The sequence below is a fragment of the Pseudomonas berkeleyensis genome (assembly GCF_014109765.1).
Taxonomy (GTDB): domain Bacteria; phylum Pseudomonadota; class Gammaproteobacteria; order Pseudomonadales; family Pseudomonadaceae; genus Aquipseudomonas; species Aquipseudomonas berkeleyensis.
The window spans coordinates 4,195,089-4,206,908 of the sequence record NZ_CP059139.1; the positions used below are offsets into that span (position 1 = coordinate 4,195,089).

Here is an 11,820-nt window from a genome sequence, read left to right on the forward strand (position 1 = left end):
GCTCGGCGCCGCTAACCCACCCTACGAGTCGGGGAATCCGCTACACCCCCGGCTTACCTCCGAGCCACGCCGCTGCGGTATTCACCGGGGCTGACGCCATAAGCCTGCTTGAACTGCCGCGACAGGTGGCTCTGATCGGAGAAGCCCAACTGAGTGGCGACACCCACCGCCGAGCAACCGCCTTTGAGCAAGACACGAGCCTGTTCCAGGCGTCGCTGCTTGAGCCAGGCATGCGGAGGCAGGCCTGTGGCGCGACGAAAAACCCGGGCAAAGTGAAAGGGCGACAGATTGACCGTACTTGCCAATTCTTCCAGCGAGGGCGGCTCGACCAGTCGTTCGGCGAGCATCTGTTTGGCGCATGAAACGGCCCAGGGCTCGCGGCCGGGCGACTGCGGCTCGCCAATTCGCGCATGGCGCTGGAACAACGCCAGAATGGCTTCGCGCCAGGCCAGTTGCTGCTGCAATGCTTCGGCACCATCCTCGAGCAGGCGATGCAGTCGCAGAAAGGCCGCATGCAGCTGCGGATCATGCAGCACGCTGAAGTCGAATGAAGGCATGCCGGCGCCGGCCAGACCGAGTTCCTGCAATGCCCCCAGCACCTGGCCATTGCTGGGGTAGAACCCCCGATAACGCCAACCATCCTCGTGGGCCTTGGAGCCGGTATGCACCTCATCCGGGTTGATCAACACCATGCTGCCCTGCGGCGCCAGGTGATCGCAGCCGCGATGACGAAAGCGCTGGGCACCGTGTTCGATCACGGTGAAGACGAAACCCTCGTGCACATGAGGTGCGAAGCGTTGCTCGCGATAACGCGCCTGTAGCAGCTCTACCCCGGATAACGCCGAGGCCTGCCAGAAACGCGTGTGCTCGCGACTCGCCATGACGATCAGGCGCCGAAGCGCGACTCCAGCGCTTCGCGCACCTGCGGCCATTCATGATCGGTGATGCTGTACAGCACGGTGTCGTCGAGACGCCCATCGGCCAGACGACGATGATTACGCAGCAGCCCTTCACGCACGGCACCGAGTTTTTCGATGGCGCGTTGCGAGCGCAGGTTGCTGGCGGCGGTCTTCAGTTGCACACGCACCATGCCCCAGTTGTCGAAGGCATGCTTGAGCATCAGGTACTTGATGCTGGTGTTCAGCCCGCTGCCATGCTGGCTGCGGTCGAGCCAGGTCCAGCCGATTTCACAGGCCGGCAGTGTGTTCATGAAATCGGCGAAACGGGTGGTGCCCACCAGTACGTCGCCGAGCCGGATGACGAACGGCAATGCGCGCTGCTCGCGCAGGTCGGCCAGCGCGCTGCGATACCAATCCAGGCGCTGAGTACCACTCATGTAAAGCAGCTCTTCACGATTGCTCTCGGCCAGCGCCACCAATGCGGGAATATCGGCATCGGCCAGCGGTTCCAGGCGTAGAGCACCACGTTGCAGCGTGACCAGTTGCGGCTTGAACATTAGGATCCCTCCTGAGTCCCAGATCGATCACGCTATCAGGCGCCCGACTCCGACACAATCGACCCTTGTCGCAAAGCCCGGCAGCCGCCGTGCGACCTTGGTCGCAGCCGACAGCGCGCGGCTTTGTGCAACACTGCTTATCGTCCGCCTCGCCCATCGGCGCTGGTCGTTATCGTTCCTCGCTGCGTTCTGGAGTTCGCATGTCGCTGTCCCCTGGGCTGATTGCCGCGGTCGCGCTGATCTACATGACCATCCTCTTCTCCATCGCGTTCTACGGCGACCGCCGCCGCACGCCGATGTCACCGAAGGTTCGCGCCTGGGTCTACAGCCTGTCACTGGCGGTGTATTGCACGAGCTGGACATTCTTCGGTGCGGTGGGCCAGGCGGCCGAACAGTTGTGGTCATTCCTGCCGATCTACCTGGGGCCGATCATCCTGCTGCTGACCATGCCCTGGGTGCTGCAGAAGATGGTGATGATCAGCAAGCAGGAGAACATCACCTCCATCGCCGACTTCATCGCCGCCCGCTATGGCAAGTCGCAGCCGCTGGCCATCGTCGTCGCGCTGATCTGCCTGGTCGGCGTGTTGCCCTATATCGCCCTGCAGCTCAAGGGCATCGTGCTCGGCGTCAACCTGCTGATCGGCGTGCACGCCCAGGACACGGGCACCAGTGCGCAGGACACCGCACTGATCGTGTCGCTGGCTCTGGCGCTGTTCACCATCCTGTTCGGCACGCGCAACCTGGACGTCACCGAGCACCACCGCGGCATGGTGCTGGCCATCGCCTTCGAGTCGCTGGTCAAACTGCTGGCCTTCCTCGCCGTCGGTGCCTTCGTCACCTTCGGCCTGTACAACGGTTTCAATGACCTGATCTCGCAGGCGCACAACACCCGGGATCTCGATGCCTTCTGGAACGAGGCGGTGAACTGGCCAGCCATGCTGGTACAGACCGGCATGGCGATGATCGCCATCATCTGCCTGCCACGGCAGTTCCATGTCACCGTGGTGGAGAACATCGAGCCCAAGGATCTGCGCCTGGCGCGCTGGGTGTTCCCGGCTTATCTGGTACTGGCCGCCCTGTTCGTGGTGCCCATCGCGCTGGCCGGGCAGATGCTGTTACCCGCAGGCGTGACCCCGGACTCCTTCGTCATCAGCCTGCCGCTGGCCGAGGCGCATCCTGGCCTGGCGGTACTGGCCTTCATCGGTGGTGCCTCGGCCGCTACCGGCATGGTGATCGTCGCCTCCGTGGCCCTGTCGACCATGATTTCCAACGACATGCTGCTGCCCTGGCTGCTGCGTCGGCAGAGCACCGAGCGGCCGTTCGAAGCCTTCCGTCACTGGATGCTCACGGCGCGTCGCGTCAGCATCGTGCTGATCCTGCTGTTGGCTTACGTCTGCTACCGCCTGCTCGGCGAGGGCGCTAGCCTGGCCACCATTGGCCAGGTGTCGTTCGCTGCCATCGGCCAACTGGCGCCGGCTATGTTCGGTGCTCTGGTATGGAAGCAGGCCAACCGTAGGGGCGTGTTCGCCGGGTTGATCCTGGGCTCCATGCTGTGGTTCTACACCTTGGTGCTGCCGTTGGTGGCGCGTGGCATGGGCTGGTCGCTGGAGAGTTTCCCTGCGCTGGCCACCCTGCTCTACGCGCCGATCGGCCTGCATGTCGATCCGCTGACCCGCGGTGTGGTGCTGTCGCTGGCCGGCAACTTCCTGCTGTTCGCCTGGGTTTCCTGGTTCTCCCGCACGCGGGTGTCCGAACACTGGCAGGCCGGGCGCTTCATCGGTCATGACCTTGGCACCAAGCCCAGTAGCCGCAGCCTGCTGGCGGTTCAGGTCGCCGATCTGTTGATGCTGGCCAGCCGCTTCGTTGGCGAGGAACGTGCTCGCAAGAGCTTCCTGCGCTTTGCTCAACGCCAGAGCAAAGGCAAGGAGTTCGACCCCAACCAGCCGGCCAACAGCGAATGGATCGCGCATACCGAGCGCCTGCTTGCCGGCGTACTCGGTGCATCGAGCACGCGCGCGGTGGTCAAGGCGGCCATCGAAGGCCGTGAAATGCAGGTCGAGGATGTGGTGCGCATCGTCGACGAGGCCAGTGAGGTCATGCAGTTCAACCGCGCCCTGCTGCAGGGCGCGATCGAAAACATTACCCAGGGCATCAGCGTGGTCGACCAGAACCTGCGCCTGGTGGCCTGGAACCACCGCTATCTGGAGCTGTTCGAGTACCCCGAGGGGCTGATCTACGTCGGCCGCCCCATCGCCGAGATCATCCGTTTCAATGCCGAGCGCGGCATGCTCGGCGGCGGCGATGTCGAGGAGAACGTCGCCAAACGCCTGTACTGGATGCGCCAGGGCACCGCGCATAGCTACGAGCGGGTCTTCCCCAATGGCCGGGTGATCGAGCTGATCGGCAATCCGATGCCCGGTGGCGGCTTCGTCATGAGTTTCACCGACATCACCGAATTCCGTCAGGCCGAGCGTGCCCTCAAGGAAGCCAATGAAAGCCTGGAACGTCGCGTCGCCGAACGCACCCAGGAGCTGTCGCAGCTCAACCAGGCGCTGAGTGAAGCAAAAGCCCACGCCGAAGCGGCCAACCAGTCCAAGACCCGCTTTCTCGCGGCCGTCAGCCATGACCTGATGCAACCGCTCAACGCTGCGCGTCTGTTCTCCGCCGCGCTGGCGCATCAGGATGACGCGCTGCCGGTGGAGGCCCAGGAACTGGTACGCCACCTGGACAGCTCACTGCGTTCGGCCGAGGATCTGATCACCGACCTGCTGGATATTTCGCGCCTGGAAAACGGCCGGATCACCCCTGATCGCCACCCCTTCGCCCTGGCCAATCTGTTCGATACCCTCGCTGCCGAATTTGGCGTGCTGGCCACCGAACAGGGTATCGACCTGCGCGTACGGGGCAGCCGACAGTGGATCGACAGCGACATCAAGCTGCTGCGCCGCATCCTGCAGAACTTCCTGACCAACGCCTTCCGCTACGCCAAAGGCCGCGTGGTGCTCGGCGTACGCCGTGAAGGCCAGCACCTGCGCCTCGAAGTCTGGGACTGCGGCCCCGGTATTCCCGAGGACAAGCGCAAGGTGATCTTCGAAGAATTCAAGCGCCTCGACAGCCACCAGACCCGCGCTGAAAAAGGTCTGGGCCTGGGTCTGGCGATTGCCGACGGCCTGTGCCGCGTACTCTCCCATCGCCTGGAAGTGCGTTCCTGGCCTGGCAAGGGCAGCGTGTTCAGCGTCAGCGTACCGCTGGTGCAGAAACCCGCCTCCCGGCCTCAGGTACAGGCGACGCAGGCCGTGCAGGGCCAACCGCTGCAGGGCACCCAGGTGCTGTGCATCGACAACGAGGACAGCATCCTCACCGGCATGCACAGCCTGCTGTCGCGCTGGGGTTGCCAGGTGTGGACGGCGCGCAACCGCCTGGAGTGCGAGCACTTACTGAGCGAGGAAGTACGCCCGCAACTGGCCCTGATCGACTATCACCTCGACGAAGGTGAAACCGGTACCGAGCTGATGGCCTGGCTACGTACGCGCATGGGCGAGCCCATGCCGGGCGTGGTGATCAGCGCCGACGGCCGCCCTGAGCTGGTGGCAGAAGTGCACGCCGCTGGCCTCGACTATCTGCCCAAGCCAGTCAAACCTGCCGCCCTGCGCGCCTTGCTCAGTCGCCATCTGACCTTGCGCGGCTAACGGTGAGAATGCTCGGATGCCATCTGGGAGATCGTCCAGGCTGCGGATAACTTCCGAGCCTGGGCAGGTGCGACGCTAGTTGCGCTGCAGGAATCCCTGCAGCAGCTGGTGCACCCGCTCGCTCAGTTCACGATTGGCCGCCACCGGCAGACCACGCGCCAGCTCGGCTTCGACCACCTGCTCGACCAGCGGGCGCAATTGCAGCAGTTGGGCGCTGAGGCCTTCCAACTGGTCGGCACGGGGCAACGAGCTCTGCAGCAGCGGGTTGACCAGATGCCCGACGATCATCTGCACGATGCCTGTGGACACCTGCTCGACATGCCGGCGAATCGACTCCAGTTCATCGAACAGCGCCGGCAGCGGGATACCGGCGCGATACAACTCCACGCCAGCAGCGAACAGACGCGGGCTGGGTACGCTCAGGTGATCGCCAGCGAACTGCAGCAACCCCAGGGCCTGAGCGCGGTCGATTACGGCGTCATCCAGATCGCTGCCAAAGATCGCCTGCAACTCGGCGAACTCCAGCCGCCCCGGCTGCTCGGGCTCACCTGGGCCACGAATGGCCTGCTCGAGCCCCAGCACATGGGCCAGATCACGCCCCTGCGCCCATGCCTCGAACAACTCGCGAATACTGACGATGCTGTAGCCACGTTCGAGCAACTGGCCAATCAGACGCAGACGCGCCATATGTTCCCCGCCATAGATGCCGACACGCCCGCGGCGTTCTGGCGGCGGTAGCAGACCACGATCCTGATAGGCGCGCACGTTACGCACAGTGGTCTGCGCAGCCTGGGCCAATTCGTCCACCGTGTATTCGGCGGCGACTGCCGCAGCCACGGGCGCGGCACTACCCAGAAGGCGTTGGAAAAATGCGGAGGCTTGAGTCATGCCGCGATCATAGCCCTGCGCCAGCAAGGCTCACAACCGCCCCAACCAAGGGCTGGACTTGCTCGCAGCCGCCGCCTGGGAAACCCGCTAATTGCACCAGCAAGGCCCATTCCAGAGCACCTGGCACCTTGAGGTAACGCCGTAACGCTCCACTGCCACTTGATCCCGGGATGACTAGGCAAGTGCGCGTGGGCGCACAACAATGACGATTACATCAAACAATGTAATCGTTACCTCCCTGGAGCCTGCCATGCACCCGCTCGCTATCCGCCTGGGCCTTGCATCATGAATGCGCCACTGCAACGCCATGCACTGCCGCCGCAACAGGTGTGCGTTCACAGCGACGGCCTGCGCCTGCAAGCCTATATCTGGGACAAGACCGGAGCACCGACCCTGCTGCTGGTACATGGCTATCCGGACAATCATGAGATATGGCTACCACTGGTTCGCGAGCTGGCAACCGACTACCGCATCGTCGCCTATGACGTGCGCGGCTGTGGCGCCTCCCAGGTGCCGAAGCGTCTGCGAGACTATCGCCTGGAACAGTTGGCGCGCGACCTGGAAGCAGTGTTGCGCGCCACCAGCGCGGATCGCCCGGTGCACCTGGTCGCCCATGACTGGGGCTCGATCCAGAGCTGGGAGGCGGTGACCGAACCACGCATCCAACCGCTGCTGGCGTCCTATACCAGCATTTCCGGCCCCTGCCTCGATCATGTCGGCCACTGGATGCGCGAACGCCTGACCCTGCGGCGCCCCAAGGCATTGCTGCAAGCGCTGGGGCAATTGCTCAGTTCCTGGTACATCGCCTTCTTCCACACCCCGCTGTTACCGGAGCTGTGCTGGCGCCTGGGCCTGGATCGCGCCTGGCCCTGGCTGTTGCGTCGCCTCGAAGGCATACGCAACCTGCCGGCGAGCCGCACGCAAAGCGCTGATGGCATGCGCGGCGTGCAGTTGTACCGCGCCAACTTCATCCGCAGTCTGCTGCGCCCACGTAACCGCAGCACCCGCGTTCCGCTGCAACTGATCGTGCCGCTGAATGACCGCTTCGTGCGCCCACAGCTGTTCGACGACCTGCAGCACTGGGCACCACTGCTGAGCCGTCGCGAAGTCCGCGCTGGTCATTGGCAGTTGCTGGCCGAACCAACCGACCTGGCCAGCTGGGTGCGTGAATACGTGAACGAACTGGAACAGGCACGTTCCCGCGAGGCTCGCACATGAACCCGCCAAGCCCACCCGCTCTGCAGCAGCGCAAGGTGCGCTTCGACTTCACCGAAACCCCACTGCACTGGGTACCGAATGAGCCGGAAGCCTCGCACATCATGAACGGCCTGCACCTGCTGTTGCCGGCCGGCGAATTCTGGTTCTGCAAGGTCTACAACAAGGCGCTGCCGCTGGTCAGCGAACCTGGCCTGCGCGAGGACGTACGAGGCTTCGTGCTGCAGGAGGCGCAGCACGCTCGTGCCCACGGCAGCGCACTGGCACCCTACCTGATGCGCCATGGCATCGATCCCAAGCCCTTTACTCGCAAGGTCGACTGGCTGTTCAACAAGGTTCTGTGCGACTACCCGCTGGGAGAAAATGCCCTGACTCGCCGCCTGCAACCCTGGTGGCTGCGCCAGCGCGTCGGCCTGATCGCCGCCGTGGAGCACTTTACCTGCGTGCTCGGCGACTGGGTCGTCAACAGCCGTGGGCTCGATCACGCCGATCCGGTGATGCTCGACCTGCTGCGCTGGCATGGCGCCGAGGAAGTGGAGCACCGCTGCGTAGCTCATGACCTGCACGTGCACCTGGGCGGCAGTCTGGCGATGCGCTGGCTGTGCATGCTGATCGCCACGCCTGCGCTGCTCTATCTGTTCAGCGATGCGATGAAGGTGATGATGCGCCAGGATCCAGCCACCCGTTACCGCCCTGGTTTTCTGCGCATGTGGCACGACCTGGGCAAGCGCGGTTTGCTGCCGACCACATCCAGCGTGGGACGCTCGGTACTGCGCTATTTCAATCCGCGTTATCACCCGCGTGTCGAGGGCGATCTACAGGCGGCACTGGATTACCTGGCCAACTCGCCGGCCGCACTACGCGCAGAGGCGGAAAAAGCCGCGGCCTGAAGCGGAGGATCGCCACATGTAGGGCGGGTGCAACCCGCCATTGGCGCTCCGGCGGGTTGCACCCGCCCTACTTCCTACAATCGCCGGCTGTGAGCGCTCACTCGCCGAGTTCGTCCAGCGCCGGCAGATCGGCGGAGCGCTCGAGCAGCTCGCTCGGCAGGCTCTTGCTGGCACGTGCCCCCAGTAGCTTGAGGTTTTCCACCCGGCCAATGAGATTGCCACGGCCGTCCACCAGCTTGTTACGGGCACCGGCGTAGGCCTTGTCCAATTGCTGCAAACGGCTGCCCATCTCATCCAGATCGGCAATGAAGGCGACGAACTTGTCGTACAGCTGGCCGGCGCGTTCGGCGATCTCGCGCGCATTCTGGCCCTGGCGCTCTTGGCGCCAAAGGCTGTCGATGACCCGCAACGTGGCCAGCAAGGTGGTCGGGCTGACGATCACCACGTGCTGTTCGAAAGCATCCTGGAACAAATCCGGCTCGGCCTGCAGCGCCGCGGCGAAGGCCGCCTCGATAGGTACGAAGAGCAGCACGAAATCCAGGCTGTGCAGCCCCTCCAGGCGCTGGTAATCCTTGCCGGAGAGGCCTTTGAGGTGGCTGCGCAGGGACAGCAGATGCTGCTTCAACGCCTGTTGACGGCCGGGCTCGTCCACCGCGGCGACATACTGCTGATAAGCCGTGAGGCTGACCTTGGCATCGACGATCACCTGCTTGTCGCCTGGCAGACGGATCAGTACGTCGGGCTGGAAGCGCTCGCCACCGGCGCCCTTGAGGCTGACCTGAGTCTGGTACTCGCGCCCCTTCTCCAGGCCGGCATGCTCCAGCACCCGCTCCAGCACCAGCTCCCCCCAATTGCCCTGGGTTTTCTGACCTTTCAGGGCACGAGTCAGGTTGGTCGCCTCATCGCCCAGACGCTGATTGAGCTGCTGCAGACGTTCGAGCTCCTTGCCAAGCGAAAATCGCTCGCGCGCCTCCTGCTGATAACTCTCGTCGACCCGCTTCTCGAACGCCTGGATGCGCTCCTTGAGCGGGTCGAGCAACTGGCCGAGGCGCTGCTGGCTGGTCTCGGCGAAACGCTGCTCGCGCTCATCGAAGATCTTCGTCGCCAGCTCAGAGAACTGGGCACGCAGCTCGTTGCGCGCGCCTTGCAGGTCATCGAGGCGTTGTTGCTGGTTGTCGCGATTTTCCTGCAGCTCGGCGGCCAGCGCCGCACACTCGGCGGTGAGCCGTCGCAGTTCAGCTTCATTGCGATCGCGCTGCTGGTTCCAGGACTGCGCGGCTTCGCGGGCAATCTGCCGCTCCTGCTGCAACAGCTCGTTCTCACGGCGCAGCCCAGCCAGCTCGGTCTGCTGCTCCACCTTGATCTCGCTGACCTCGGCCAACTCGGCGCGGCAGGCATCGAGCTGCGCCAACAGTCCAGTTTGACTCAGTTGGGCATGTTCCAGACGCTCCTGCAGCAGCGCTTGCTCGCTCTGCGCCTGGGTAACCCGGCGTTGTAGCGACCAAAGGCCCGCCAGCAGCGGAATCAACGCCGCGACGGCGCCAATGGCGAGAGAAAGGGGATCGATTGGCATAGACGCTCCGTGTTTGACCGCCGAGCAGTATACCCAGCTGACTATTTACACGGGGCCAGCACGGAATCAGCGCGACAGGCGCTCCAATTCCTGTTGCGCACCACGGTCACCCGCGCGGGCAGCCTGGCGCAGCAGCTCGTAACCGATACGGCGGTCACGGGTATTGCCACAATCACGGCACAACAGTTGGCCCAGGCGACTCTGCGCCTGCACGCAACCTTTCAACGCTGGCTGCTTGAGCAGGTTGCCGGCCAGACGTTTGGCGCTGGCCGTCTGCCCAAGGCGCGGGTTGTCGAGCAACCAGAGTGCAACGCGCATGGGAACGTTGGGACGGGGCGTGGCGGATGCAGAGAACGGAGCGCGAGGCATAAATACGAAGGGGTGACTGCCGGGGCGCGCCACTCTACTCCTTTTTTTCCAGAGGTAAAGACTTGCCAGAACAGCCCGATTGCGTTCCACGAAATAGGTTCCGCACAATCCACAGAAGCTGTGGATAACTCCATGAACAACTTGGGAGAAAGAGGTCACAGGCCCGATGCCATGGGGCTCTCAGTCAAACTGACGATTTTTTCACCAACGAAAAAAGTGCATATTTTTCATTGACTTAAAAATCAACCACGGAAAATCAAACGTTTAGCGGCGATTCTGACAGTGAGATGACAGACTGCTTCAGCATTGTGCACAACTCGCTGCGACATATCCGCGCAGCGCTCTGTTTCGGGGCATCTGAATGATCAGCGCAGTATTCATGCGGGGTGTGGCAATTGCCCCTGCACCAGGAACTGCTCCCAGTGAAACAGCCGTGGCTGATCCGGCGTCTGCGCATGCTTGAATGCCACGTATTCGCCGGTGGTTTCACATAGCCAGGCCGTAAGGTTGCGCGGACGCTTTTCTGCGAACGCAGCCGGCACGTAGAGCGCGACATTGCTACCGCCATCCGGGCAGCGCGCCGAGCGGTACTCGAAGGCCTGGATACCCGCCGCACGCATCGCCGCGCCGAGACGCTGGGGCACGCTGTAATCGCTGGGGTGAGCCAACAGGGCGCCGTGCTGATCGAATGGTGGCTGTTGCAACTGGATACCGCGCTCGACGCGATAACGCGCTTCGAAGGTGGAGTGCTCGGAAAGGATGCGCCCACTGGGCGGCGGGGTGGCCATGCCGTTCCACAGCACGAAACGGTAGTAGGCAGCCTCGGCCATGGCCGTTTCCAGGCGCTGGGCAGCGTAGAACAGGCTGGGCTCATGCACGGTGCCAAAACGCGAGCCCCAACGCAGCGGTGGATAACGAAACGGCGTCTTGAGCAGATAGTGCAGTGGCTCGGCGGCCTCGGGCAGTGGCGGCTTGCTGCTCTCGAGCAATTCCTCGAGCAGGGCCTGCTCGGCGAGGTTATCCACCAGTTGTAGGGTCGCGACCTGCGCCTGGCTTTCCACCATGCGCAGCAGTTTGCCGCGCAGCGGCCGAACCTGGCGCTCGCCTTCACATCGTTGCCAGATATCCATGGCGATACCTCCAATTAGCGTAGAGCCTGCTAAAAGCATCGCGAGCCAGGGCCTGATGCCGTTCACATAAGAAATGGTCTGTGCGATCAGTCGTAGGGTGACCGGGCGACAACCCGTTCGCGAAGCAGTACGCCGCGGCTTTCAAGAAGACGGACTGTCAGCGAACCAGGCCGATAATCGGTGCGCATGGCGCACCCTACATGCGCTCAGATCTTGCCGCGAATGGCGTCCAAATACTCGACGACACGCACCAGGCCCTGCACCTGACTCATTTGCTGCAACGGAACGCCTGCCAGATGGCGATTCTCGGTACGCAGAAAATGGCGCATGTCCTGCTGGTTGCCGCCAAACAGGGCAAACAACGCGCGATAGGCGCGTATCAATAGCAGCGCCAGTTCGCCGGTCTTGCTCTGTGGACGCAATCCACCCTGCTCGTTCCAGCGCCCGATGGCACTGCGATGGACGCCGACGATATCGGCCAACTCCTGCTGGGTAAGCCCCAACTGTTCGCGGGTATTGAGCAAGGCCTTGGCCAGTACCGCATCGGCGTCAGGCTGGCTGCGAGTTACTGCACTCATCATCTCCTCCTACGCGTGTTTTGAACAAAGAA

General features: G+C 63.4%; 10 protein-coding genes. 3 read left to right on the forward strand and 7 right to left on the reverse strand.

Annotated features, from left to right (window positions below; genetic code table 11):
- Window positions 1-53: 53 nt before the first annotated feature.
- Together HS968_RS19445 and HS968_RS19450 are read right to left on the reverse strand one after the other, a co-directional pair.
- Entirely contained in the window at window positions 54-881 is an 828-nt protein-coding gene (locus tag HS968_RS19445) for a helix-turn-helix transcriptional regulator (protein ID WP_182368263.1), read from the reverse strand.
- A gap of 5 nt (window positions 882-886) precedes the next feature.
- Window positions 887-1,456 (reverse strand): GNAT family N-acetyltransferase, encoded by a 570-nt coding sequence (locus HS968_RS19450; RefSeq protein WP_182368265.1) that lies wholly within the window; start codon window positions 1,454-1,456, stop codon window positions 887-889.
- 200 nt (window positions 1,457-1,656) lie between these two features.
- Here HS968_RS19450 and HS968_RS19455 point away from each other — a divergent pair, with 200 nt between their 5' ends.
- Window positions 1,657-5,145 carry a hybrid sensor histidine kinase/response regulator gene (locus HS968_RS19455; RefSeq protein WP_182368267.1) on the forward strand — a complete coding sequence of 1,163 codons (3,489 nt, stop codon included), beginning with the start codon at window positions 1,657-1,659 and terminating at the stop codon, window positions 5,143-5,145.
- 75 nt (window positions 5,146-5,220) lie between these two features.
- Here the strand turns inward: HS968_RS19455 and HS968_RS19460 are convergent, their stop codons facing one another.
- Window positions 5,221-6,033 carry a MerR family transcriptional regulator gene (locus HS968_RS19460; protein ID WP_238338862.1) on the reverse strand — a complete coding sequence of 271 codons (813 nt, stop codon included), beginning with the start codon at window positions 6,031-6,033 and terminating at the stop codon, window positions 5,221-5,223.
- A 285-nt stretch (window positions 6,034-6,318) separates the two neighbouring features.
- On the opposite strand from HS968_RS19460, the gene HS968_RS19465 reads away from it, so the two are divergent.
- Window positions 6,319-7,251 (forward strand): alpha/beta fold hydrolase, encoded by a 933-nt coding sequence (locus HS968_RS19465; RefSeq protein ID WP_182368271.1) that lies wholly within the window; start codon window positions 6,319-6,321, stop codon window positions 7,249-7,251.
- Window positions 7,248-8,138, forward strand: coding sequence for a metal-dependent hydrolase (locus HS968_RS19470; RefSeq protein WP_182368273.1), 891 nt, complete (start codon window positions 7,248-7,250; stop codon window positions 8,136-8,138). The genes HS968_RS19465 and HS968_RS19470 overlap by 4 nt, the downstream gene beginning before the upstream one ends.
- A 97-nt stretch (window positions 8,139-8,235) precedes the next feature.
- Here HS968_RS19470 and rmuC read toward each other — a convergent pair whose 3' ends face one another.
- The 4 genes from rmuC to HS968_RS19490 form a co-directional block, all read right to left on the reverse strand.
- A complete protein-coding gene (rmuC, locus tag HS968_RS19475) occupies window positions 8,236-9,597 on the reverse strand; it encodes a DNA recombination protein RmuC (protein WP_182371656.1) in 1,362 nt (453 codons plus the stop codon).
- 180 nt (window positions 9,598-9,777) lie between these two features.
- Window positions 9,778-10,029: an SEL1-like repeat protein gene (locus tag HS968_RS19480; RefSeq protein ID WP_182368275.1), complete on the reverse strand. Its 252-nt coding sequence runs from the start codon at window positions 10,027-10,029 to the stop codon at window positions 9,778-9,780.
- Between the two features lie 428 nt (window positions 10,030-10,457).
- A complete protein-coding gene (locus HS968_RS19485) occupies window positions 10,458-11,210 on the reverse strand; it encodes an RES family NAD+ phosphorylase (RefSeq protein WP_182368276.1) in 753 nt (250 codons plus the stop codon).
- 206 nt (window positions 11,211-11,416) lie between these two features.
- The gene (locus tag HS968_RS19490) at window positions 11,417-11,788 is read right to left on the reverse strand and encodes an XRE family transcriptional regulator (RefSeq protein WP_182368278.1); all 372 of its coding nucleotides are present in this window, start codon (window positions 11,786-11,788) and stop codon (window positions 11,417-11,419) included.
- Window positions 11,789-11,820: the final 32 nt, after the last annotated feature.

Coding starts and splice junctions, on each gene's coding strand:
- HS968_RS19445 (WP_182368263.1), bottom strand. CDS start 881: ATGGCGAGTCGCGAGCACACGCGTTTCTGGCAGGCCTCGGCGTTATCC.
- HS968_RS19450 (WP_182368265.1), bottom strand. CDS start 1,456: ATGTTCAAGCCGCAACTGGTCACGCTGCAACGTGGTGCTCTACGCCTG.
- HS968_RS19455 (WP_182368267.1), top strand. CDS start 1,657: ATGTCGCTGTCCCCTGGGCTGATTGCCGCGGTCGCGCTGATCTACATG.
- HS968_RS19460 (WP_238338862.1), bottom strand. CDS start 6,033: ATGACTCAAGCCTCCGCATTTTTCCAACGCCTTCTGGGTAGTGCCGCG.
- HS968_RS19465 (WP_182368271.1), top strand. CDS start 6,319: ATGAATGCGCCACTGCAACGCCATGCACTGCCGCCGCAACAGGTGTGC.
- HS968_RS19470 (WP_182368273.1), top strand. CDS start 7,248: ATGAACCCGCCAAGCCCACCCGCTCTGCAGCAGCGCAAGGTGCGCTTC.
- HS968_RS19480 (WP_182368275.1), bottom strand. CDS start 10,029: ATGCGCGTTGCACTCTGGTTGCTCGACAACCCGCGCCTTGGGCAGACG.
- HS968_RS19485 (WP_182368276.1), bottom strand. CDS start 11,210: ATGGATATCTGGCAACGATGTGAAGGCGAGCGCCAGGTTCGGCCGCTG.
- HS968_RS19490 (WP_182368278.1), bottom strand. CDS start 11,788: ATGAGTGCAGTAACTCGCAGCCAGCCTGACGCCGATGCGGTACTGGCC.